This window comes from Enterococcus montenegrensis, assembly GCF_029983095.1.
In the GTDB taxonomy this organism is placed as follows: Bacteria; Bacillota; Bacilli; order Lactobacillales; family Enterococcaceae; genus Enterococcus_C; species Enterococcus_C montenegrensis.
The window spans coordinates 354,218-377,165 of sequence record NZ_CP120467.1 but is presented as its reverse complement, the minus strand read 5'-3'; the positions used below and the strand labels follow the sequence as shown (position 1 = coordinate 377,165).

Below are 22,948 nucleotides of genomic sequence, written 5' to 3'. Positions count from 1 at the left end.
TTGAGGAGGTTTTTTATTTGGATTATTCACTAATGACACGCCTAGCAGCCGAATTTGTCGGTACAGCTTTTTTAATTATGCTAGGTAACGGCGCTGTTGCAAACGTCGACTTGAAAGGAACAAAAGGGTACGGCAGTGACTGGATGTTAATTGCTGTTGGTTATGGGTGTGGGGTTATGATCCCTGCCATGATGTTTGGCTCTATCAGCGGTAACCATATCAACCCAGCTTTTTCAATTGGTTTAGCTGTTGCCGGCATGTTCCCTTGGAGCGAAGTTTTGCCATATATCGTAGCGCAAATGCTTGGTGCCATTGTGGGACAATTAATCGTCGTAGCGTGTTATAAACCATACTACGATCAAACAGAAGATACCAATCATGTTTTGGGAACATTTTCAACGATTAACAGTGTTGGTTCAAAATTAAACGGTTTTGTAAATGAGTTTTTTGGTTCATTTATTTTATTCTTTGGAGCGATCGGAATTACCAAAGCACCATTTTTCCAAAATAATTTAGGAACTGCTCATTTTGCTTTAGGTTTTCTAGTTTGGACCTTGGTTGCGTCATTAGGCGGACCAACCGGGCCTGGTTTAAACCCTGCTCGTGATTTAGGGCCTCGAATTCTTCACAGTATTTTACCTTTAAAATATAAAGGTTCTTCCCAGTGGGACTATGCCTGGGTACCCGTTTTAGCACCAATTTTAGCAAGTATCGTCGCAATTTTATTATACAAAGGTTTATTTTTATAATCTTACTTGAATCATTGCAACAAATAAAAAGTAGTACCAAAAGGCCCTTTATCAGGTGTTTTGGTACTACTTTTTTAATAGTCAATCATGGTGACGGCTTGTTCAAATTCGCTTTTTAAATGTTGCTTTTGATATTCTTTAAACTGGGCTTCATGAGCTTTTAATACGCCTCGCAATTTCATCGGGTTGTATTCTTCCACTAATTGATTTTCTAAAACAAACTCTCGTGTCAGCTGCCATTCAAAAAAGTAGCCAAAAGGACGGCAGCTATAGCGTGTCCCATTTATTTTTTTATCATCAAAGCGACGATGGGTATGGCCAAAAACCACTTGTTCAAGATTATCATAGTGATCTAAAAGCTCCCCTAATTTTTCTGAACCCAAAAAAGCGTTTAGCTCGTTCCAACGTTTTAATTTGGGATCTGTTTGATAGACAATAAATTCCTTTTTAGGAACAAAATGCGTTGCTAAAATGACTTTTTTATCGGCTTTTTTTAAAGCATCCAATAATTTTTTTAAACGTTTTTGCAATTGCGCATCTACTTTTTGATCACTTTCTTCTCGTTTAATCACGCGGTCATACCAATAAAGACGCTTGATCGCTTCGATTTTTTCTTTATCTTTTAGCGTTGAAAAACGATAGTCATACCACCCATTATAGCCCACTAAAACTGTTTTTTGATTTAAAGCTAAAGCTTTCTGATTTAAAAAAGCTGGATTGGGGTAATCTTCAATTTCCGCAGCAGTTAAATCTGCCATTTCATGATTGCCCCAATTAAAAGTAGTCGGTAAGTATTGCTCAAAATAGGCGACAATTGCTTGTGCTTTTTCCACTTTGTTGGCCAAATCACCGGCAAAATGGAGCCGATCTGCTTTTTTTTCTTTTAAAACGGACAATAACTGTGCTAAATCTTCCGTTGTAAAACGATTGATATCTGCATGAAGATCACTAACAACCGCTAATTTTCCCATCATTACCACCTGCAATCACTTTATCAATTCGTAAGATAGGAATATTATTCGCTAAAATTCCACTATCTCCTTTTAATTGCAATGTCTGGAGTGTTTGATTTACCACTAGACGCGTATTTTCTTCCAAATACCGTTCGGAGCTTTTTTTAATTTTTAGCGGTCCAATATCTGTTATTAAGGTCTCGTTGTAGACATTTAGTCCCACCGCAGGATAATCAGCTGGCGTGATAATGATCCGAAAACTTAAATCCAAGCGACAGCTAAGAGCGGTGTTAGCAAAAGGGCCATCTCCATCTTCAAAATCGAGGTAAACTAAATCACCTGGCTGCATTTTATCACGGATTAATTTCACAACTTCAGTATCAATTGAAAGTTTCATATTATCATTTCCTTTCAAAGTATCTGTTTTTTTAACTATTGTATATTTTACTAGCCCAGCTTACATGACGCGTTTTTGCCAATCGGCAGCAGTAATCAGATACAAAGCCTCATCAATTAGCTCGCCTTTCCATAGGCGACTACTTTTGATTTCGGTAACTTTTTTCATCCCTATCTTTTCCATCACACGCCCAGATTTAGCATTTTCCAAATTATGATAGGCACTAATTGCGACTAACTTCATTTTATCAAAACCTAAAACGAGTAAAGCAAAAGCCGCTTCTGGCATTAAACCTTGCCCCCAATAAGCTTTATTTAACGTATACCCTAGCTCGCCTCGACCATAATTAGCTTCCACCCGTAGATCGATTGTGCCAATCATTTTACCGCTCTTTTTTTCCTCAATGGCATACTTGCCTAGGGGATCTGCCATAAAATAGTTGGCAATAGCAAATTTACTATCTTCTAAACTGCGATGGGTTTGAAAAACATAGCGGGTTGTTTCTTCGTCACTTGCGTATTCATACATATCTTTTGCATCCGTTATTTTAAGCGGTCGTAATCGTAAACGATTGGTCTCCAATACGGTATTTTCAGCGAATATCAAAGGAATATTAACGAATTCTTCCATTTTACACCTCTATTTCATTTGTTTTTATGCGTTTAGTTCTTTTCCCCGGAGATACATTTTTTCAATTGTTGTCTTTTGCCACTGCTGCGGATCGACGTTAAATAAGTCTTGGGAAAGAACAATGATGTCAGCACTTTGACCAACTGTAAGCATCGCTGTTTGCGCTGTTTCTACCATACCTGCTGCAGCTTTTGTATACATGCTTAAGGCAGTAACCAGATCGATTGCCTCTTTATGATTTAAATCCTCCCCATTTGCGCCAAGACGTGTAACCGCACAAGCAAGACTGGCAAAAACATCATCTGGTTTAATCCAAGCGGTCGCAGGAGCATCAGAAGATAATGCTGTCGGCACCCCACTTTGTAACATGGAAGCTAGGGGATAACATTCCTTCAAACGTTTTTCATCTAAATTTTGAAAATAAGCAGCATATTCAGCGTACAAGAAAATAATTTGTGTAACAAAGGCAAAATTCATTTTTGCATCCCGAAATTGTTTTAATATTTTATCATCTAGTAATGTTGCGTGTTCAATTCTGACCGAAGGACGATCAGATAACCACGGTTGTAAATCACCATAAGTATCCAAAATCAGCTGAATTGCGGCATCCCCCATCGCATGGATCGCAATTTGACAGTTATTTTCTTTTGCAAATTTATATGCCAGTTGTAAGTCTTTAGCAGTATTAATGGAAAATCCGGTGGTAGTCGCATTTTTATAAGGTTTTTTAACTCTGGCAGTTCGATTGGAAATCGTCCCATCCATAAACAATTTAATTCCTGCAACATGCACGTGGGGATGGGTAGGTTGCGGTAATTTAGTCAAATTGAAGCGTTTAATTTCATCAATGGAGTAATACAAATAGACTTCTTGTTCCAAGGTGCGACGAGCTGCTTCTGAATAAATTTCAGCATAATCAAATGGCGCAACCAAACTAATCATGTCACTAATCACACCGATACCACGACTACGATAATGTGCGGCCAATTTCAAGGTGCGTTTGACGACATTTTCAAAGGTGTCCTTTTCTTTGACTGCTTTAATTAATTTACTGGCGCCATTTTCCAACATTACGCCATTGGGTTCACCATTTTCAAAATGTCCAATCATGCCCCCAAAAGGATCGGGAGTCTCTTTTGTAATGCCGGCTAATTTTAGCGCCACAGAGTTAACTGCACAAGAATGACAATCTGAACGCAAGACATAAACGGGTTGGGTAGTGGATACCTTGTCTAAATCGTGACGTGTTGGCGTGCGGGATTCTGCAAGTTTTGATTCATCATACCCCCAACCTTCAATCCACGCATCTTTTTTGCCTACTTGAGGGGAATTTCTTAAAGCTGCAATCATCTCTTCAATACTGAAAACATTTGGTGGCGTACAAGCAACACTACCTAATGTTTCTGAAATCCACAACGGATGAGTATGGACATCCCAAAAACTCGGTAAGGTCAACCGCCCTTTTAAATCCACTACTTCATCAGCAGCACGTTTGCGTGCGGTTTGACTATCCCCAAGCCAACTAATTGTCTCATCTGTTATCTCCATGGCAGAGACAAATTTTTCACCGGTAAAAATTTTACCATTTATTAAAATTCGTTTCACAAAAATCCCTTCTTCGTCCTTTTCTTTTTATTATAGTACAAAAAAAGCTTTAAAATAGTAAAAATACCAACGCTACCTCCAAATCGACAACTGAAATAAGCATAGACCATAAACTACAAGCAAATAAAAAACACGTCACAAATCTAAATAGGCTTAGGAGAACTGGTGTAAACAACCCCCAAGCTTCAGATTGGTGACGTGCTTTTTTGTAATTATGAACGCTCCATCTGGCGCACTTTTAAAAATTTCAAGCCAGCTGGTATTAAAATCACCAGCAAAATTCCCCCAATGATTTGAAAAAGAGAAAGGCTGTCGATATATGTACTAACCAATAAAAATAAAATAATCAACGGTAACAGCATTTTTTCCCCTAAGTTTTCCAAAACAGTCGCCTTCTTTCTTCTTTGTTGTTCATCTACTAACAATTAGTATACCCCTTTCATTTTCAGAAAAAAAGGCGATTTCCAATGAAATCCTGCAAATAATCAGAATGCAAGCATTTTCTTACCTTTTCTTTCAAACATGCTATAATTAGCTTATCAGAATTATTGGGGGAGACGAGATGACAGACGAATTACAACAGCACTTGGATAAGGGGCGCTATGGTACGCCGTTAGTTAATCCTGATGAACAACATAAATATATGGGAACATTTCGTGAACGCTGCTACTTAAGCATGACCATTGCGCAAATGAAAAATCCCACTGATAAAGACAGTTTTTTAACTGAATTAAAAAAACATGAAGATGCCACGATTCTTTTAAATGGCCAAATGCCAGAAAGTCTACAAGGCGAATATATTCAACTGGCCACTAAAAACAATGCAAAATTTACAGTCGTGAATGATTTTGTAGATGCTAATCCCGACAGCTTTGGTTTGCTATTAGTTGCTAAAGAAGCCGTCAACGAGCCGGTAATTGATGTGGAAAAAAAATATCCTGAAGAAAATGAAGAAAAAACAGAACAAAAACCGGAGAAAAAAACCGGCTTTTTTGAGCGCTTATTTCATTAAAATCAAAATTAAAGCGATGAGACAGCTGATGATCTGCTGACAAAAATGAGTTTTAAATGATTTGATAACTCAATCATTTAAAACAGCTTAATTAGGAGGGATTGCTATGACACAACCAGAGTACACTGCTTTAAAAACGGAATTACTAGAAGCCCTTGATACGCATATTGATATTTTGAAGGATGCTTCTTATATTCAACCTGATCATTTGGATGGAATTATGTTTATGATGCGCAGTTTCGGCTTTATGCTGGACCGTGCACCAAAAGTTTTATCTTGTGATGATCCAGATGAAATGAATTACCTAATGTTCCAATATTACAGTTTGTTAACGGAGCTGAAGTACAATTTAACCTTGAATTTTCCTTATGCCAAAATCAATAATAAAAGCTTACTAGAAATTGTCGATGCTTTTCCTACAACTTACGAGAAAGAAATGAAAAACTGGTGGGAAGCTACGACTGGCTTAAAAGTGGAAGAAACCAAGCAAACCATTGAAATTAAAAGTTTTGAATATTAAAAAATAAAAAGTCAGATACGCTGTCGCTAAAATTACGCAGCGTATCTGACTTTTTTAATTTAATTGATCTCAGGATATAAAAATCGCAACACGTCCATGGTCAAACGCCGGCTTTTTCCGCCAAAGGGATAGACATGCATGTGCATGGCGGGATTAAAATTGGCTTCTATAATGCCATAGGCTTTTTCTTTATTGGCGGGTTTTTCTTTGTCCGGAATAATTAAATCAATCCCGGAAATTTTAGCACCCAAGGCTGTTACCGCATCTGCTGCAACTTTTTTATAATCTGCTGCAAAGTCATCGGTCACATCGATAGAATCCCCACCTGTGCTAACGTTAGAATTTTCCCGCAAATAAACCGTTACACCAACTCCTGGAACGCTGTTGGTTGTGTAGCCTTGTTCTTTTAGCATTAATTTTTCAAGCTCGCCTAACTGGATTAATTCTAGCGGCGAACGATGCTGTGTTCCTCTCAGCGGATCTTGATTTTTTGCAGCCACTAATTGGGCAATGGTATGCTTTCCATCACCGACAATATTTGCAGGTACTCGCAACATGATGGCTTTAACCTCACCGTCTAAAACAAAGAAACGATATTCAGTTCCTGCCATAAATTCCTCTACTAAAACAGCTGTGTCCTCAGCAAAGGCAATTGTTAAGGCTTCTTTGAAATCTTCTAGACTGGCACCGTTTTTAAAAATGGATATTCCCAAACCATAATTGGTAGATTTCGGTTTGACCACAAAGCCACTTTTAGCAAATTTCGGATAAGCAAGCAGTGCCGCATCGATATCCATAAACTCCATTCCTTGCGGTACGCGAAAGCCCGCTTTAGCTAAAACTTTTTTTGTCACCGTCTTATTGGCCATCATTAACGGTACAACATAACTATCTTTACTGGTCATATTCGCATTTTTGACATATTCGGTGCGCCCAGCAAAACGTAATTGTAAAAACTGATCCTGCTCGTCCAAAACAGTAACTTGGACACCTTTTTGAATTGCATCAAACATCATGATTTGGGTTGATAATTCCATATCAGCAAAACCAGCCAATTGATAGGGTTTCGCCCACGCTTTTGCTTGGTTTTCTTTGGCGATCTCGCGTCCCCAGTTTATAGGATTTTCTTTTGTAGCTGCATACAAACGTGCCGCAAAAGTTTCGCTAGGATCTACAAAAGCATTTTCAACAAAAGTAAAAAAGTCCGTTGGTAATGGTAGCTGCAATTTTTTCACCATAGCCTTAAGTCCGGCCACCAAGTCCATTCCTTCTTCGACATAATCGGTCACGCGATCAGGTCGCTCCAAGGCCACAAAATTATTAATTTCATCTCCTTTTGCTACCCATTCATCCGCGGCTGCCTCTTCGGGTAAATAAAGCATATACAACATAAAGGCATGGAAAAATTCCACTTGCTCTTGGCTAATGCCAAAGGGCGTAAAGGGATTTAAGTCAATATTGCGTAGTTCAATATAACGAATACCAGTTTGCGCTAAGTCTGAAACTTTTTGCCCACCCCGCAGGCGCACTGGCGCATAAAACTCTTTTTCTTCTGAAAGTTTACCGCTTTCCACCATCTGTGCAATATCGGCTAAATATTTTGCTAAACTTTCATAAGAAACATGCACATCATTGTGATTGGTATAACCAAAGCGACTGTTGCGGATACTACGCACAGGTTCATTTGGTGCATCTTCTGCCACAAAATAGCCTTCGTTACTCGTTGGTGTAGCACCAAATAAATAGGTTAAAAACCAGCGATAACGCAAATAATTACGCGTAACTTTCAAGTAGACTGCCGTTTTAAAGTCAGTAAAATCTGGGTATTCACTTTGACTTGCAAATAAATTTTGTAACAAATCTGCGCCAAATTCGAAGTTGAAATGAATGCCTGAGACCATTTGTTTTCTTTTACCATAAGCTTTAGCCAAATAACGACGGTATAAAATATCTTCAAAAGTGTCTAATTTCGCAATAATGATGTCTTCATCTTTTGCCGGTAAACGAGGTGGCATGCTCATTGGCCACATAAATTCTGCCTGCGACATTGAACGATAGGTAACGTCGTGAATAGCCGCTAACCATCGCATCAATTCACTTGCTGTTTCAGCTACAGGTGTGACTAATTCCAATTGGGTTTCGGAAAAATCAGTTTGAATATACGGGTGATACGCACGATTACCTAAGACTGAGGGATGATCTGTTTTGGCCAAGGTGCCCTCTGCTGTAATCCGTTGACTTTCTTTTTCGACACCATAGCGGGCTTGCCAAAGATAGGGTTGTACCGCTTCTTGATGCAATAATTCTTTAAATGTTTTCATAAGCAGCTTCCTTTTAGTTAGTTTCATGCTCATTATATGGGAAAGACAGCATAAAAAAAATGGAATTGCTCAAAGTTAAGGAAAATCCCATTTTACCTTAACTTTTCACCATTCCATTTTTTATTTTTGCGTAGCCACGCTAGCGTTAAAAAACGAAGCTGTCGTATCTATTCTCACTGCTTAGCAAATTCTCGCTGATGATAGGCCGCCAAATAATATCCCGTCAACGTAGCCGGAAGTCCCAAAAATAAAAAAAGACGCCAATCATGAAAATCAAAAAAATACACGAGTAAAAAACCGAGTAACGTTAATCCAAAATACCGCTGTACTTTCCCCATTTTTAATCCCTCACTTCACGCTTTTAAAGTGTCGTTCCTCCTGTTAATACTATTAACACCCAATAGGCAACAAAGCCCAAAATAATCGCGACCACAACTTGGAGAATCTTTCCAATTATTTTTCTTTGTTCCATGATGTATCCTCCGTTTTTAACCCCACGCAACCTAAAAAAAATTCTAATAGCATCCACCATATCATCTTCAAATTATAACAACAGTTTCATATCTGAATATTTTCAAATTTACTAAAAGCAAACTAAAAAAAACTGTCTTAAAAAATGTAACCCATTACATTTATTACTAAGACACTAATATTATAAAACAAGAAGACAAATTTTAAAAAATGCGAATTCCTATTTTAAAGAATTTAAAATAACGTTCTAAAAAGGTCCCGTTACGACGACTTTACCTATCATATGTCCTTTTTCAACTAACGCAGTCGCTTTTTTCAAATTTTTTGCATTAATTCCGCCAGAAATTGTTTTGGTTAACGTTGTGTGAAGCTCTCCTTCATCAATCAATTGCGCCACGTGAGCTAAAATTTTCCCTTGACTTTCAATTTCTTGGTTGAAATCCGTTTTAGTAAACATGTATTCCCAATCAAAACTAACCGATAAATTTTTCCATGCAACTAATGGCAGTGCCTCTTTCACCTCTACAATGGCGCCAACATGTCCTAAGGGCGCAATTAAGCTACTAACGGCTTCAAAATAAGGGGTAATGGCGTAGAGTACGGCGATATAATCAAACTTATTTGTGCCAGTCGCTTGTAAATTTTGTTCCAGATCACCGTGATAATCAATCGGATAATCGACGTAATTATAGCGCAGCCATTCAAAATTATGCGGACTGCTCGTACCATAAACACTTAAGCCGGCCCAGTGCGCCAGTTGACTCATAATTGAACCCACCCCGCCTGCGCTATTAATAATTAAAATCTTCTTACCCTCATTAGCATTTTTTTCTGCCACTAAACCAAATTTTTCAAATAATAGTTCATAGGCAGTCAACGTTGTTAACGGCATGGCGGCAGCCTTTGCTTCAGTCAATGTTTTAGGAGCTAAGGCACAAATACGGCGATCAACCAATTGCAATGCTTGATTACTACCAGCACGCTTTTTTGTCCCTGCATAATACACTCTGTCGCCCACTTGAAGATCGTGGACATTTGCCCCTGTCGCCACTACCTCTCCAACTGCATCAAAGCCTAAAATTTGTGGCGTTAACGTCTTTTGAGCATTTTGTCGCAATTTGGTATCGACTGGATTCACAGAAACCGCCCTAACTGCAACTAATAGATCATTGGCTAACGGCTGGGGACGTGGCACCATTATATCTTGAAAACTATTGGGATCACTTAGTGGTAATCCTTCATAAAATCCTACTGCCGCAATTTTTCCCGTCATACTTACTCGCCCCTTCACAAAAAAAACTTATTTTAAGGTTGCTACTTAAATAAGTGTAACAAACATCCCATTTTTATACCTTTATTCCCTCTTCAAAAAAGCACTTTCAATAAAAGTTAATAGAAATGTTAAAATTAAAGAAAAACTGTAACCAAAGCTAAGAAAAAACGTATTTATAATGAAGGGGTGAAAAAGATGAAGTCAGAATTGGCAATTTTATATGAGCGCTACGCCAAAGAATGCTGGCTTTATAGTTTGAGCCTGACAAAAGATGTAACGCTCGCAGAAGATTTAGTAAGTGATGCTTTTTTTAAACTTTTAGACGCTTTTGCTACTTTACCAGAAGAAAGGGTAAAATTTTGGTTGTTACGTGTGATCAAAAATCATTATATCGATATTACCCGTAAGAAAAAGCGTTGGCACATTATCCCCTTAACAAAAACGACGGCACAGACAATTTCTGATTCTGATTTTTCACCTTTGGAGCAGCTGTTACAAACTGAGGAAAAAATACAGCTCTATCACGCACTAGATACCTTGCCGCAAGACCAACAAGAGCTGCTCTATTTATTTTACTTTCTCGATTGGCCAATAAAAGAAATTGCTGCACTTACAAATTTATCCCTTGGACAAGTAAAGACCCGTCTGTATCGCAGTCGCAAGCAATTAAAGGAGATGTTACAAGATGACCCAACAAAATTTTGATTTTGAAAAAGTGCAAAAAAAAATACAACAAAAAAATCATCGTCGGGGAATACTGCTTGTTTTTAGTGCGGTTCTTGTGACGATCCTACTATTTTTAGCAGTACCCAAAGTTTTGAATCAATTCTTTTATAATCCAACTGGTCAAAACGCCTATGTAGAAGGTAACCAGTATATTTTCGATCGCCAAATTTATAATGAATTGACAATCCCAGATTATGACATGACGGATTTGACGATGGAACAAACAGGAATTGGAACTTATCAAATCAACGAAACCTATCGCTCTAAATACAGCAACCAAACAATCGGTACTAAGACATTTGAAATTAAGCGGAATAAACTTTACTTGAATAATTCTGACTTTCATTATTTCACGCCCACATTTAGCCAAGAAATGCTCCCTTCAAACCAACTAGCTGACACAAAAGTTGTCAAAGCTGATACCGCTCTTGCAAAAAGCAATCTGAGAGAAAATATCAAGCCTCTGCCAAAAAGCACCTATGTAAATGTCAATCTTGTTTTTAAAGCAGATAAAAGTATTAGCGCCTACCAAGAGTGGCTAAAACTCAATACTAATAACGTGAATACATTGTGGCAGGCTGTGCGCCCTTCACAAAAGACAATTGATGACACGAATAACCCTGTTGTCGTAGGGTTTAATCCTGCTGGCGGCTTTTCGGGTATTGGCGTCGGCATTAAAAATGAAAAGCAATTAAATGATGATTTTCCCTTATTGGTTAGCCACCTAGCTGACACAAAGCAAAATCAATGGTCAGAAGAAAAACGCCAAACCACCCATTTTAAATCATTACTGCAATACTTAATCAAAAACGAGAGCTTTCTAGCACAAGACCCTAGTAAAATTCAAGCTGCGACGTTAAAAAATGTTTTAGCAGATGTGAACAAAAATGGCCTCAAAATATATGGCGTAACCCTATATTTACCCGCCTTTGAATTAGAAAAGATTTTAACAGATGACGCGGTAAAAAGCGCCACTGTAACTAAAGTAGATGTCTTTCCCCTCACCAGTCAAAGTGGGCAGCTGCCCGGATTTACTTATCCACCAGAAAAATAAATCATTGAAATCGTGACAAATCATAGTTTGAATTAACTCTAGACGATTACATTCAAACTATGATTGTCAGTCACTATTTTCTGGCCGGCGATAAAAAGCATTTAATTGCTGCTGATTTTTAATAACGATAACCTTTTGTGGGTATTGGTTTTGAATGGTTTGATAGTGCTTTCTCACATTCGAAGTTCGTCCTTTCCAGATAATCCACCAGAAAAATTCCCAACTAAAATGTTCTGGAGAGTTAGCTGCCATATCCGGTCTAGATTTACCATGATAACGCACTGTTCGTTTAAATATCCGCCAAAGAGCGGCATAACAGGGAAATAATAAGAGTACAATTTGGTCTGCCTGTTTCAAACGTTCTGCTTGATAATAACGGGTATAATTGCCGTCAATAATCCAATCTGGTTTTCCCATAAAATCTTCGACAATCTCTTTGGCAACAGTTTCTGGACGCGTTTGCCAGTTGTCAGTGAACTGCACTTGATCTAAATGCAGGTAACTAATACCATACTGCTTGCCTAAATAGGCGGCTAAAGTCGACTTACCGCTACCAGAATAACCTAAAATTGCAATTTTCATCCTATCCCCGCCTTAGACTAAAGTATTTTTTTAGTATAGCAAAAAAAGAGGTTGGAACAGAAGCGTCTAACTCCGAGGAGTTGCTGCTGATTCCACCGTTTATTCAGATACGAATAGTCTGGGACATAACTCAAAAAGTTATGTCCCAGACTATGTTTACTGCATGAAATTTAACACAATACATTGGATATAAATAGTTATCTGGTTAAAAAGGTTTGCTTTCCTCAATTGCTACGTAAAATTTTATCCATCGCTTTACCTTTTGCCAGCTCATCAACTAACTTATCTAAATAGCGAATTTTTTGCATCAAAGGGTCTTTTATTTCTTCCACCCGTACGCCACAAACCACACCTTTAATGGAAGTTGCTGCTGGATTAAGTTGTGGCGCTTTTAAAAAGAAGTTTTCAAAATCGGTATCATTTTGTATCTCCCTAGCTAATTGTTCTTTGTCAAAGCCCGTCAGCCACATGATAATTTCATCCACTTCAGCTTTACTGCGGCCTTTGCGCTCTGCTTTTTTTACATATAAGGGATATACTTTAGCAACAGGCATGGTAAAAATTTTTTCTGACATAACTGTCCTTTCTGAGCTATTTCACCACTGTATAGCTATCAATGGTGTTGCCCTCATCATCTTTTAGCACCAACCAACTATTGGTACCGGCAAAATATAAAAAATTGCCCAACTCATTCACACTTTTAAAAACAATATCTGCAATCGTCGTAAAGTCTTTCACCTTATCCGCATTTTCATCCCGTAATTGATTGGCAAATCGTACCGCAAAGCCTACGCTACCATCTTTATTCAAAGGTGCTTCGGCTTTTAATTTCGCTCCTTTTAATAAGACTAATTCATTACGCTTACGCCAAATTGCCTCTCCTGTAGCGCCTTCATGGTTAATGTGAAACGTGATGTCACTGACTTTTTTATTCCAGCGGTGTTGTGCTTTGGCCGGTTTTTTCTTCACTTTGGCCATTGGATAGCCTAAAAAATTAAAGACAGAAAAAAGATCCAACTGAAATGTTGCAAGGTTATCATATTGATTACTTGGAATTTTTTCAGTCGGGGCTTTCGTGATGACTTCTAAGCCATTTTCTTTCCAAACATTTACTAAATGTTGCAATAAAAGCACTGGCTCGATTTCCCAAGGCACCTCAATGACAATAGTTGGCTGGGTAACTGACTTTGGAGCCGTAAGTTCTATTGTCTTAACCTGTCTTTCTTCTGTCGTTATATAAATTCCCCGCTCCACTTTAGGCAAAATCTTCTTTGTTGGTACAAAATACAAGTGGCTTTGCCATTTTTCCCAATAGATTTCTCTTAAATCCTCTGTAAGTTTTACCGCTAATTCCAAGTCCATCCTAACGCCTCCATCTTTTTTCTTTGCTTTTATTTTAGCTGGAATGTAACTTGAGGACAATCAATGCGCTTTTAAAAGCTCGCTAAAATTTTTCTATCACTAGGACATATGTCCCACTATAAATATCCTTTCGCAAAACGCTGCAATTGGTCCGGCTGTAAAATTTCATAGCCATTGCCAACCTTTGTCAAAACGCCAGTTGTTATTAAATCATTTAGCAAACGAAACATATGACGGTAGCTCATTCCAATTGTCGCCGCCACATCGGTTAGATTATCGCTAAAGAAATTTTTATATGCCGATTGCAGGATATAATCACATAGACGCTGTTTTCCTGGATAAAAAGCCGCCGATAAAAAATTTTCCGAACTAAGCTGTAGTTTTTCGGCCAAGCCTTGTGCCATTGTGTTCATAAAAAGACTATTCTGTCGCAAGTAAGCTTCATTGGGCAAAATCGGCAGGGCAATACACTGAAAATCAGACAATGCCACCATTGTCGTTTCCGCCTCATCTTTTCTCATAGCAAACTCCATATCGCCAATAATACCTTCAGAAATATAGTAGGCTAAAACCAAATTTTTGCCATTATCAGCTAAGGTACAAACTTTCGCTTTGCCGGATAAAACAAAAAGCAAGCGATCCAACAACGCACCTTGGGTAATGATGGTTTCTCTTTGTTCAAATTGCCACAACTCACACCCTCGTAAATGGTCTTTTGCTAAATTCCATTCTGCCAAAATTTGTTCTTGTTTAACATTTAGCGACTTTTTTTGCAATGTATCCGCCTCCAATCACTTTCATTATGACATATGTCCTATCTGGATAAAACTAAAAGACGCTAAACTAGTTTCAGGAGGTGAGGAAGATGTTACAATTTATTATTTTATTTAGTATCATCACCGCATTTTTACTCTTGATCAAATTCATGCAAGTCCGGATTCAAAAAGGAAGTCGCAGCTACCATGAACAATTGGCTCATTACGAAAATGCTTGGCAAAAACAAGTACTTCGTCATGCCTTGAGTAGATAATTATAAATGCAGAAAATACCGATTAGCTCTTTTGCAAAATCTCAGAAATTTGTATTTTGATGCTCTTTATCAGAGACTGATTCTTGCATTTTTTTAAAGAGCTGGTATTTGAAATGAAACATTTCAAAAGTACGCACTAGCCCCCTAACTATTGCGTCAGAAAAAAACAGGAACTGCCTTACAAAAAGTAGGCAGTTCCTGTTTTTTTGTGTGGCAGTTTATCTTTTATTGCAGAAAAAAAATGCAACAAAATGCTTTTTTCTGCCACTGCTAAATCATATGTCGCTAATGCATGTTACTCCCTTTGCTCTAATTTAACATTCTCATGGTCATATACAAAGATTAAGAGGGTTACAAAACCGACAATCAAGGTTTCAAAGTTCTCTTTTAACACTTGAACTGTAAAAGTATAGGCTTCTTTTTCTTTGCCAACTTGCACTGTTGCAATTTTTTCTACACCTTTAATGATAGCAAAGCTATCTCCTAAAAATGTTCCCGTAAGTGCTAAACTTTCTCCTTTAATTTCATAACTCGTACGGAAATTTTTCATATCCTTGACGATACTAATTTCATTATAGGCTCTTAGTTTCAAAAACAGCCGTGGTAAGTCGACATACCCCATGCTATAGCGTTTGCGCTTTATTTCCCCTAATTCTTGCCCATCAGTGTTATACAGTCGGTATCTTTTACGTGTAGGCAAGGTCAAAACCTCTGACAAAAAATAAACTTCCTTTTTATTTTCTAAAACTCGGCATACTTTGTCCTCTTCAGCACTTTTAACAAACGTCAATTCCCTCATTTTCTTTCCTCCTTACCTGTTCTTCTTTTTTTGTAGCTTAAAATTTCTATATAAAAAACGAAAACGTCTATTTTCTTAAACGATTTAATATTTCTATAACCGCTGGGTAATCATCATTAACTGTGCCATCAAGATTTTCTGCCATTAAGGAAAAGGCAAATTTTTCATACAAGCCAATAGCATCGTGACTCCATGTTTGTGTATGCAGATAAATTGTCGCTTCTTCTGGCATCATGGTTTGAAAAACTTGCAATATCCGTGCCACCAACGCTTTTGCCAGTCCTAGTCCTTGATAATTAGGATCAACTGCCAACCAATGAAATAAAGGATAACTTCGCCCTTGAATTTCTTTTTGCCACGCCGTACAGGTTGCAACTTTTTTACCATTGGGATCGACCACAAACAACATCTGCTGCGCTAATTTTTCTTTGTAGGGTGCAAAGGTACGTTTGAAATAGCGCATTGCTTCGGTTGTATTTTCAAATTCTAAAACACTCGTTTCAATTTCACTCCACGTTTTTTCATCACCAACTTGATAAAATTGAAATGAAAATCCCTTTGGCAAAGCTACCGCTAAAATCGGCAGCGTCAGTTTACGTTTCATCCAAACTTCTTTATAAGGAATTGATTTATCTAACAATACTAAACTCTCCTTTTACTCTATATCTTGGGCCAGACGGACCATATCTTTTAATACCAGACCATTTTCAATAATTTCTTCAGGATAATGGCGCACAAAAAAGTCACGCTCAATATGGGTCATCCGAAAGCCACATTTTTGATACAGATAAAGTTGTTCCATCCCAGTTGATCCGGTACCAATTTCAACTGTTCGAAAACCATTTTTCTTACTCCACCAAAGAGCATGGCCTAACAGCGTTTGTGCTAATTTTTGTCTACGAAATGGTTTGGCAACTGCTACGTTCATGATTTCAACGGTTTCCGGCCGTGTCGGCAATAACACGATAACCCCTGCCAATTTCCCTTCTTGTCGCAATTCAAAAGCTGTCCCTCGTTTTGTATAGTCTCTCACTATTTTTTCTGCCGGATCAGCCTCTAATAACAAGGTTAAATGCTGCTCTGTAATACTATTAAATTCACTTATTTCCATACTTACGCTCCTATTTTTAATTCTCGTTACTTTCTATCGATCGGTAACAAAATCAAAGAATTTCTTTCTACAAATAATATTTTTTTACGACACAGTGATATTTACTTTTATTTTTCTTCATTGCCATAAGTTTGATATTTGCCTGGTGTGACACCTTCATATTGCTTAAACATGCGAATGAATGTGTTGACATTTTTGACTCCTACAGACTCAGCAACTTCATTAACTTTCATTTTTTTCTCCATTAATAATTTTTTCGCATAATTTACTTTCAATTGATTCAAATAACTCTTGAATGTAATCCCTGTTCCTTCTTTAATTAGACGAGACAAATAGGATTCTGTTAATTTAAAGTTTTCAGCTAAATCAGATAGAGATAGATCCTCTTTATAATTTATATCAATATATTCCAGCACACGTTTTATAATATCTTGCGCCTCTTCTTCGCTCTCTTTGGCAGCAGTAAATACTTCTTGGAATAATGTCAAAAACACTCTATAGAGCTCTTTGGAATCTGTACTAATTAGCTGTTCAAATAGTGTTTGATTATTCGTATAGAAATCAGCAAAATCTACACCCAACAATTGCGTAATTCGTTTTATTGTATTAATTAAAGACTGCTTTAAATCTTCTAACGCGTGGGTCGTAAGTCTTTTTTCAATGTAATTTGTTCGTAAAATATTCTCAACCAGATTACGTGCTTCCTCAATTTTTCGCGCTTTAACAAGATGAACAAGTCTCTGCTCAGCTTCAACAGAGTAAACAAAGTCATTGCCTTTATCTAGAGAACGATTAATAATAATTTGTTCAGGTTTAAATAAGCTGTCTGTATTTAAACTAAAAACGTCTCTAAAAACCGATGCAAAATCTGTAATCGTATCAAATGGAACTGATAGGAAAAACTGACTTTCTAAATGAAGATTATTTGCCAAGAGGTTACGTAAATCTTCAATTCTCCTTAAGACCCCCGCTTGTTCTTTCGTAGAATAAATTAAAGCAAATCGTCCGGAATCAATCGGTTGGACGTATAACTTAATATTTTTCGTATCTGTCCCATATTCAATAATCCTTTGTCGTGCTTTTAGCAGCTCTCTTTCTTTTAAGTTCTCTTCATCTGTTGAACGTCCCTTAATCGTTAAAATTGCAATTAAACCACCTGATTTTAGTGACTCTAACCCCACACTAGAAGCGATTCTTTGAAGATCATTAGGTGGATATTTCCCCAGTAAAACATTTTTGAAAAACATTTCTCTAATGTCTTCAATATTTGATGCTTGAAAGCGATCATAGTCCGCACGACCCGTTTTTAAATCTTCAATTTTTTTCAAGAGAATTTCCACGTTTACACTACCGCTATCATCATGTTGAATTTCTGAGATTATTTTGCGATAAGGACGATAATTTGTTCGACTAAAATATAGCGTCAGTAATGAACCCAACAACAAAGAGGCAACTAGAACAGCGACAATAACCCACACAGTATCTAAGGGTAAACGACTTAAGTTCTTTTGCGGCACAATATAGACATAAGCCAACGAAGGAACGATGTTGGAAAACTTCCAAAAAATAGAATTATCTGACTCTACTTTATGTCCAATTAGATTCGATTTTTGTGGCTTTATCGGAACTAAAGAAGATAATATACTAATCCCATCTCCAAGGTTCTTTTGGCTCGCCTCTGAATCTTGAAAATATAACTTTCCTAACTCATTAATATTTTCTTGTGCGTGAAGGCGCTGCTTATCCCAATTTACAATAAAATATAACGAAGCGGGATTATCTGCTTGATAAATTTTTCTTAGTAGATAAATACTTTGATTTACGGTAATAATACGAATTCTATACCGATCATCATCATTAAAAAATTCTTGAATTTCAGGATTGTCCTTGGGTATCCCAATAAAACTTAAATAATCATCAAAATCAAAATAACCATTCAATCCTACAACTTTTTGATTTATCCCTTGTGTGATTCCGAGATTATAACCTAACTGATAGCCTGAAAAAAGATTATCTTTCATTTGGTCGAAGATATCTGAAAATAATGCATAATTATTTTGTTTTACATTGGCTAATTCTTGGATCTTTTTATTGTCGGCTAACATTTGTGTTGAATCAATTGCCGTCTCAATCTGTGAATCAATCCGTGCACCTTCTCTTTCCAAATAGAACTCTACCTCAACGGCAGACTCATAACGCTGACGGCTCAATTCTTTGGAAATAAAAACAAAAAGTAATAAAACTGTATATAAAACAATAATGATGGAAAAAGAGAAAAAAATCTTTTTGTATATTGTATTCCTCATTTGACACCCCCATTGAATTATGGCACAGTTTTTATGCTAAAAAAAGACAAAAAGACAACGGTTTCATAAATCATTCATCAAAAATTAAATAATAAATTTATTTTTCGATTCATTTTTATACCGTTGTCACTTTATCAGTATATTCGAGTTGTTTTTACTTCATATGGTGATATTTCAAAAGCTACATGCCCTTTACTACAATCAGATTCATCTAGTTCTAATAAATTCGTCGGATTCCAATTAACATCCTTCATTCCCAAAATTTCAAATTTACTACGACCGCCAGAATAATCATGTACTCGTAAAATAAAGCCTTTTCCATTTTCAGCTTTTTTTATTGCATCAATTGCAACGCCACCTTCAACAGATAACTGTAGTGCTGGTAGCAAATGATCATCTTGATTTAAGACGGTAATAGGATTGTTGATTTCCCACGCCTCTCTAACCGTTCCTCCTGAAATACAATCCCCACTATGAGGAAAAATACTGTAAGTGAAACGATGATGCCCCTGATCAGCTTCTGGATCAGGATATATACCACCTTTTAATAGAGATAATCGCATTATATTCCCTTTAATATCATAACCATATTTACAATCATTCATTAAGCTGACACCATAATTTCTTTCAGATAAATCCGCCCACTGGTGCCCAACTGTTTCAAATTTAGCCATATCCCAACTGGTATTCCAATGGGTAGGTCGCTTAACATTTCCATATTGAATATCATAGGTTGCTTCTACAGCACGTACATCTACTTCAAACGCTACTTTCAATAGCCGTTGTCGCTCCACCCAATCCACATCTGTAATAAAATCTATTCGTCTTGAATTCGCATAAAGACGTACTTTTTGAGTAAGTTCAGATTTACCAATTTTTGCATCAAAAGTAATTTCTACAAAAAACTCGTTATTTTCAGTCAACTCAAAACTTGTAAACGGTATCTCCATCATCTTTTCTTGATAAAAAATATCAATATCCCACGCGTCAAAGTCCTTAGGCTTATCTTCAAAAATTTGCAACTGATTGCCTTTTCCTTTTAATACTTCACGCTCAAAATCTTTATCATAGAGACTTGTAAAGTGACCATCCTCATTCCATTTCAAAACATAATGGGGAGTTTCAACATAATTTTCTTTCACGACTCCAGTTACGTGCTCTGTTGCGACTACCTCATCAATTGGTGTTAAAAGTCTATCAGAAAGCGCTGGTAAGTCTGGAACATAAATATACTTTTTATCCTTTGTTTTGACTGTAGAAAAAATATTTCCTTGTTCATCTTGGTAGCTATCTGCGCTTTGCAATGGAATACAAACAAGTGTATCTCTTAACCAAGCAGCAGTGTTAACGAGCAGTAATTTATCTGTTTTCTTGTTTAATTGCTGATATAAATTCTGAATTTTCTTTTTGACCATAATAAATTCTTCTTTATGATCTTGGTAAACTTCTTTAATGGAGGAGCCAGGAATGATATCGTGAAATTGATTTCGCAATAAAATCTCCCAGAGTTCAAAAAGTTTTTCTTTAGGATAATCATAGCCTTTAGACTCTGCGAATGTGTACAAAATTTCCAATTCGCGTAATGCAAGCTCTGTTTTTCGATTCATTTTTTTCACGTAACCTTGCGAAGTATATGTTCCGCGATGGTATTCTAAATATAGTTCTCCATCCCATTTATGAACATAATGATCTGTCTCACTAAAAGTTTTTTGTAATTCTTCAAAGAATTCTTTTGCTCTTCCTGTTTTAACTTTTGGCAGGCCTGCCACTCGATCCATTTGTCTACGTTTTTCCAACATGTCTCGCGTAACACCACCGCCACCATCTCCATGTCCATAAGAAATCAAAAGACTAGAATTAATGTCTTTATCCCTGTATCCTCTGTAAGCTCCCAAAACTGTTTCTGGCTCTAGAAGGCCATTATACGTATAAAACCATTCAGATGCCCAACTGGCATGCGGTTTGGGCTCTGGTGTTGTAATAAAGTGCGTTAAGATCTCACTACCATCCATTCCCTTCCAAATAAAAGTATCGTGAGGCATCCGATTAAATTGATTCCAGCTAATTTTTGTAGTCATAAAAGTATCAATGCCACTTTTCTTTAAAATCTGTGGCAACGCCCATGAGTAACCAAAAACATCTGGCAACCATAAATAGTTCACTTCTTGACCAAATTCTTCTTTAATAAATTTTGAACCGTGTAAAATTTGTCGCGTCAATGATTCACCACTGGGAATATTACAATCTGATTCTAACCACATCGCTCCGTCAACTTCCCAACGACCCTCTGCAACACGTTCCTTAATTTTCTGATATATCTCAGGATAATCATTTTTCATATACTTATATAGTTGAGGCTGAGTTTGTAAAAAAATATAGTCTGGATATTTCTCCATTAAGCGTAACACGGTAGAAAAGCTTCGAGCTGCTTTTTCTCGTGTATGCTTTAACCGCCACAACCAGGCTACATCAATGTGAGTATGGCCAATCGCCGTAATCTCAACATTATCATCTTTCTCAATTTCATCAATTTTTTCAGATAGATAAGTTTCCGCTTGTTCAATTGAAGTATAAAATGCATTACTACCAGGGTAAGACCAATCAACCTTCGTAAATGCTCGATTTAACACATCTAATAATTGATATCTGATTGGGTCATTATCACTTAATTCCAAAATAGTATTCAAGACAACATCTGACAGATAGTATAATCCATCTGTTTGTTCGTCTAACACTACTAACTCCGCTTTTTTGAATTCATGCCGTTGAATTTTTTCTGGTCCGCCACCTTCAAGACCAGACCACAACCGCAAGGATACTGTGACTTCTTTTCCGTATAACGCCTCATCTAAAAAAACCTCTTGATGATTACTATCTACACCTTGGTAAGGTTTGCCATTGATAAAAAGAAGCGACTCAAACCCAGAATTATACCCACCGCCTGTTCGGCCAAAATCAAAAAGAAACAGTAATCGTCCACCATCAGGAATCTTCACCACTTGCTGAATCCATAGATAAAAATCTCGCCCACTCCACTGATCTCCTAATTTGAACGTTTGCCAATCATTAAAATCTACTGGTGGATATTTTTCTTCTTTTGTGACATCTTCTTTAATAAACCAATTCGTAATCTCTACCTTGCTCTGATAGCGGAGCTCTTTTAAACTATCAATTCGGTTACGCAGCTTTTCTTCTACAAATGTAAAATTCATCATCCTTTTGTTGCTCCTCCCATACTAAATCCTTTAGACATGAAGTTCTGTGAAATAGCATATAAAATTACAACTGGTAAAGAATATAAAACTGAAAAGGCCGCCAGTCGGCCATAATTAACCATGCCAAAGTTACCAAAAAATTGAAAAATTGAAACTGACGCAGGCATTTTATCTGGAGACTGGATTAGAATATACGGTACAAAAAAGTTCCCCCAACTTCCAGAAAAAGTAAATATCCCAACTGTAAAAATTCCAGGTAACATCAGTGGTGCAACAACTTTTTTTATTCCTTGCCAAGTAGACGCACCGTCAATCCATGCCGATTCCTCCAGATCTAGCGGGACTGAGTCCATAAAATTTTTCATCATCCAAATTCCATATGGCAGTGATGAAGCCGTTAGAAAGAACGTAAGTGCTATTAGTGAATCTTGAAATTTTAAGTATAAGAACATTTGAAAAACCGGTACAATAACCGCTGTCATTGGCAAAGACGTCATAAATAAAATCGTCATCATAAATGATTTTTTATAGCGAAGCTTATAACGCGAAAGTGGATAGGCAGCCAATACACAAAGCCCCACTACCAATAATGCTTGGCAGCCTGAAATCAATAGACCAATGCCAAAAGAACGAACTAATCCGCCATCAGTAATAATTGAAATAAAATTTTCTAAGGTAAAACTTTTAGGCATCTTCAATGCCTGAATTGCACCTGTATCCACAGATGCAAAAAGCATCCATAATAACGGAAGTAAAAATAAAATTCCTAATAAAGTTAGAATGATATAATGGATTGCCGTTTCAATTTGATAACTTCTTTTAACCATTTCAT

The 22,948-nt window shown here is 37.0% G+C and carries 24 protein-coding genes; 6 read left to right on the top strand and 18 right to left on the bottom strand.

What is annotated here, in order from left to right; all coding sequences use genetic code 11:
* The first annotated feature begins 17 nt into the window (after window positions 1–17).
* Window positions 18–749: an MIP/aquaporin family protein gene (locus P3T75_RS01810; RefSeq protein WP_206903438.1), complete on the top strand. Its 732-nt coding sequence runs from the start codon at window positions 18–20 to the stop codon at window positions 747–749.
* Between the two features lie 74 nt (window positions 750–823).
* Here the strand turns inward: P3T75_RS01810 and P3T75_RS01805 are convergent, their stop codons facing one another.
* From P3T75_RS01805 to P3T75_RS01785, 5 genes are all read right to left on the bottom strand, one after another.
* On the bottom strand, window positions 824–1,720 hold the full coding sequence (locus tag P3T75_RS01805; RefSeq protein ID WP_206903437.1) for a metallophosphoesterase: 897 nt from the start codon (window positions 1,718–1,720) through the stop codon (window positions 824–826).
* The gene (locus P3T75_RS01800; RefSeq protein WP_282462060.1) at window positions 1,698–2,099 is read right to left on the bottom strand and encodes an iron-sulfur cluster biosynthesis family protein; all 402 of its coding nucleotides are present in this window, start codon (window positions 2,097–2,099) and stop codon (window positions 1,698–1,700) included. Before P3T75_RS01800 ends, P3T75_RS01805 begins: the two co-directional genes overlap by 23 nt.
* Before the next feature lie 60 nt (window positions 2,100–2,159).
* On the bottom strand, window positions 2,160–2,729 hold the full coding sequence (locus P3T75_RS01795) for a GNAT family N-acetyltransferase (protein WP_282462059.1): 570 nt from the start codon (window positions 2,727–2,729) through the stop codon (window positions 2,160–2,162).
* 24 nt (window positions 2,730–2,753) lie between these two features.
* Window positions 2,754–4,334: an amidohydrolase gene (locus tag P3T75_RS01790; protein ID WP_282462058.1), complete on the bottom strand. Its 1,581-nt coding sequence runs from the start codon at window positions 4,332–4,334 to the stop codon at window positions 2,754–2,756.
* 212 nt (window positions 4,335–4,546) lie between these two features.
* Window positions 4,547–4,759 (bottom strand): hypothetical protein, encoded by a 213-nt coding sequence (locus P3T75_RS01785; protein WP_282462057.1) that lies wholly within the window; start codon window positions 4,757–4,759, stop codon window positions 4,547–4,549.
* 137 nt (window positions 4,760–4,896) lie between these two features.
* Here P3T75_RS01785 and P3T75_RS01780 point away from each other — a divergent pair, with 137 nt between their 5' ends.
* Window positions 4,897–5,346 (top strand): YueI family protein, encoded by a 450-nt coding sequence (locus P3T75_RS01780; protein ID WP_206903433.1) that lies wholly within the window; start codon window positions 4,897–4,899, stop codon window positions 5,344–5,346.
* A gap of 106 nt (window positions 5,347–5,452) precedes the next feature.
* Window positions 5,453–5,866: a hypothetical protein gene (locus P3T75_RS01775; RefSeq protein ID WP_206903432.1), complete on the top strand. Its 414-nt coding sequence runs from the start codon at window positions 5,453–5,455 to the stop codon at window positions 5,864–5,866.
* 59 nt (window positions 5,867–5,925) lie between these two features.
* On the opposite strand, the gene gshAB is transcribed toward P3T75_RS01775, so the two are convergent.
* From gshAB to P3T75_RS01760, 3 genes are all read right to left on the bottom strand, one after another.
* Window positions 5,926–8,187, bottom strand: a complete 2,262-nt coding sequence (gshAB, locus tag P3T75_RS01770) for a bifunctional glutamate--cysteine ligase GshA/glutathione synthetase GshB (protein ID WP_282462056.1) — start codon at window positions 8,185–8,187, stop codon at window positions 5,926–5,928.
* A gap of 173 nt (window positions 8,188–8,360) precedes the next feature.
* Complete coding sequence (locus tag P3T75_RS01765; protein ID WP_282462055.1) at window positions 8,361–8,525, bottom strand: hypothetical protein; 165 nt, start codon at window positions 8,523–8,525, stop codon at window positions 8,361–8,363.
* 380 nt (window positions 8,526–8,905) lie between these two features.
* Window positions 8,906–9,931, bottom strand: coding sequence for a zinc-binding alcohol dehydrogenase family protein (locus P3T75_RS01760; protein ID WP_282462054.1), 1,026 nt, complete (start codon window positions 9,929–9,931; stop codon window positions 8,906–8,908).
* A 195-nt stretch (window positions 9,932–10,126) separates the two neighbouring features.
* On the opposite strand from P3T75_RS01760, the gene P3T75_RS01755 reads away from it, so the two are divergent.
* Both P3T75_RS01755 and P3T75_RS01750 read left to right on the top strand, forming a co-directional pair.
* Window positions 10,127–10,636, top strand: a complete 510-nt coding sequence (locus P3T75_RS01755) for an RNA polymerase sigma factor (protein ID WP_282462053.1) — start codon at window positions 10,127–10,129, stop codon at window positions 10,634–10,636.
* Window positions 10,617–11,711 carry an anti sigma factor C-terminal domain-containing protein gene (locus P3T75_RS01750; RefSeq protein WP_282462052.1) on the top strand — a complete coding sequence of 365 codons (1,095 nt, stop codon included), beginning with the start codon at window positions 10,617–10,619 and terminating at the stop codon, window positions 11,709–11,711. Before P3T75_RS01755 ends, P3T75_RS01750 begins: the two co-directional genes overlap by 20 nt.
* A gap of 66 nt (window positions 11,712–11,777) precedes the next feature.
* Here the strand turns inward: P3T75_RS01750 and P3T75_RS01745 are convergent, their stop codons facing one another.
* From P3T75_RS01745 to P3T75_RS01730, 4 genes are all read right to left on the bottom strand, one after another.
* The gene (locus tag P3T75_RS01745; protein WP_282462051.1) at window positions 11,778–12,293 is read right to left on the bottom strand and encodes a P-loop NTPase family protein; all 516 of its coding nucleotides are present in this window, start codon (window positions 12,291–12,293) and stop codon (window positions 11,778–11,780) included.
* 224 nt (window positions 12,294–12,517) lie between these two features.
* Window positions 12,518–12,868, bottom strand: coding sequence for a DUF2200 domain-containing protein (locus tag P3T75_RS01740; RefSeq protein ID WP_282462050.1), 351 nt, complete (start codon window positions 12,866–12,868; stop codon window positions 12,518–12,520).
* 16 nt (window positions 12,869–12,884) lie between these two features.
* On the bottom strand, window positions 12,885–13,655 hold the full coding sequence (locus P3T75_RS01735; RefSeq protein WP_282462049.1) for a hypothetical protein: 771 nt from the start codon (window positions 13,653–13,655) through the stop codon (window positions 12,885–12,887).
* A 116-nt stretch (window positions 13,656–13,771) separates the two neighbouring features.
* Window positions 13,772–14,431, bottom strand: coding sequence for a cyclic nucleotide-binding domain-containing protein (locus P3T75_RS01730; RefSeq protein ID WP_282462048.1), 660 nt, complete (start codon window positions 14,429–14,431; stop codon window positions 13,772–13,774).
* Between the two features lie 89 nt (window positions 14,432–14,520).
* On the opposite strand from P3T75_RS01730, the gene P3T75_RS01725 reads away from it, so the two are divergent.
* Window positions 14,521–14,685, top strand: coding sequence for a hypothetical protein (locus P3T75_RS01725; RefSeq protein ID WP_206903422.1), 165 nt, complete (start codon window positions 14,521–14,523; stop codon window positions 14,683–14,685).
* Window positions 14,686–14,980: 295 nt separating this feature from the next.
* On the opposite strand, the gene P3T75_RS01720 is transcribed toward P3T75_RS01725, so the two are convergent.
* The 6 genes from P3T75_RS01720 to P3T75_RS01695 all read right to left on the bottom strand — a co-directional run bounded on the left by P3T75_RS01720 (window position 14,981) and on the right by P3T75_RS01695 (window position 22,943).
* Window positions 14,981–15,484: an LURP-one-related/scramblase family protein gene (locus P3T75_RS01720; protein ID WP_282462047.1), complete on the bottom strand. Its 504-nt coding sequence runs from the start codon at window positions 15,482–15,484 to the stop codon at window positions 14,981–14,983.
* A 67-nt stretch (window positions 15,485–15,551) separates the two neighbouring features.
* Window positions 15,552–16,124: a GNAT family N-acetyltransferase gene (locus P3T75_RS01715; protein ID WP_282462046.1), complete on the bottom strand. Its 573-nt coding sequence runs from the start codon at window positions 16,122–16,124 to the stop codon at window positions 15,552–15,554.
* A 15-nt stretch (window positions 16,125–16,139) separates the two neighbouring features.
* Window positions 16,140–16,595, bottom strand: a complete 456-nt coding sequence (locus tag P3T75_RS01710; RefSeq protein WP_206903419.1) for a GNAT family N-acetyltransferase — start codon at window positions 16,593–16,595, stop codon at window positions 16,140–16,142.
* A gap of 107 nt (window positions 16,596–16,702) precedes the next feature.
* Window positions 16,703–18,901 carry a helix-turn-helix transcriptional regulator gene (locus tag P3T75_RS01705; protein WP_282462045.1) on the bottom strand — a complete coding sequence of 733 codons (2,199 nt, stop codon included), beginning with the start codon at window positions 18,899–18,901 and terminating at the stop codon, window positions 16,703–16,705.
* Between the two features lie 134 nt (window positions 18,902–19,035).
* Window positions 19,036–22,116, bottom strand: a complete 3,081-nt coding sequence (locus P3T75_RS01700; protein WP_328517237.1) for an alpha-mannosidase — start codon at window positions 22,114–22,116, stop codon at window positions 19,036–19,038.
* Complete coding sequence (locus tag P3T75_RS01695) at window positions 22,113–22,943, bottom strand: carbohydrate ABC transporter permease (protein ID WP_206903417.1); 831 nt, start codon at window positions 22,941–22,943, stop codon at window positions 22,113–22,115. The genes P3T75_RS01700 and P3T75_RS01695 overlap by 4 nt, the downstream gene beginning before the upstream one ends.
* Window positions 22,944–22,948: the final 5 nt, after the last annotated feature.

Bases quoted from the DNA above. Each gene is read 5' to 3' on its own strand.
- P3T75_RS01805 (WP_206903437.1), bottom strand. From the start codon at position 1,720: ATGGGAAAATTAGCGGTTGTTAGTGATCTTCATGCAGATATCAATCGT.
- P3T75_RS01800 (WP_282462060.1), bottom strand. From the start codon at position 2,099: ATGAAACTTTCAATTGATACTGAAGTTGTGAAATTAATCCGTGATAAA.
- P3T75_RS01795 (WP_282462059.1), bottom strand. From the start codon at position 2,729: ATGGAAGAATTCGTTAATATTCCTTTGATATTCGCTGAAAATACCGTA.
- P3T75_RS01780 (WP_206903433.1), top strand. From the start codon at position 4,897: ATGACAGACGAATTACAACAGCACTTGGATAAGGGGCGCTATGGTACG.
- P3T75_RS01775 (WP_206903432.1), top strand. From the start codon at position 5,453: ATGACACAACCAGAGTACACTGCTTTAAAAACGGAATTACTAGAAGCC.
- gshAB (WP_282462056.1), bottom strand. From the start codon at position 8,187: ATGAAAACATTTAAAGAATTATTGCATCAAGAAGCGGTACAACCCTAT.
- P3T75_RS01765 (WP_282462055.1), bottom strand. From the start codon at position 8,525: ATGGGGAAAGTACAGCGGTATTTTGGATTAACGTTACTCGGTTTTTTA.
- P3T75_RS01760 (WP_282462054.1), bottom strand. From the start codon at position 9,931: ATGACGGGAAAAATTGCGGCAGTAGGATTTTATGAAGGATTACCACTA.
- P3T75_RS01755 (WP_282462053.1), top strand. From the start codon at position 10,127: ATGAAGTCAGAATTGGCAATTTTATATGAGCGCTACGCCAAAGAATGC.
- P3T75_RS01750 (WP_282462052.1), top strand. From the start codon at position 10,617: ATGACCCAACAAAATTTTGATTTTGAAAAAGTGCAAAAAAAAATACAA.
- P3T75_RS01745 (WP_282462051.1), bottom strand. From the start codon at position 12,293: ATGAAAATTGCAATTTTAGGTTATTCTGGTAGCGGTAAGTCGACTTTA.
- P3T75_RS01740 (WP_282462050.1), bottom strand. From the start codon at position 12,868: ATGTCAGAAAAAATTTTTACCATGCCTGTTGCTAAAGTATATCCCTTA.
- P3T75_RS01735 (WP_282462049.1), bottom strand. From the start codon at position 13,655: ATGGACTTGGAATTAGCGGTAAAACTTACAGAGGATTTAAGAGAAATC.
- P3T75_RS01725 (WP_206903422.1), top strand. From the start codon at position 14,521: ATGTTACAATTTATTATTTTATTTAGTATCATCACCGCATTTTTACTC.
- P3T75_RS01720 (WP_282462047.1), bottom strand. From the start codon at position 15,484: ATGAGGGAATTGACGTTTGTTAAAAGTGCTGAAGAGGACAAAGTATGC.
- P3T75_RS01710 (WP_206903419.1), bottom strand. From the start codon at position 16,595: ATGGAAATAAGTGAATTTAATAGTATTACAGAGCAGCATTTAACCTTG.
- P3T75_RS01705 (WP_282462045.1), bottom strand. From the start codon at position 18,901: ATGAGGAATACAATATACAAAAAGATTTTTTTCTCTTTTTCCATCATT.
- P3T75_RS01700 (WP_328517237.1), bottom strand. From the start codon at position 22,116: ATGATGAATTTTACATTTGTAGAAGAAAAGCTGCGTAACCGAATTGAT.
- P3T75_RS01695 (WP_206903417.1), bottom strand. From the start codon at position 22,943: ATGGTTAAAAGAAGTTATCAAATTGAAACGGCAATCCATTATATCATT.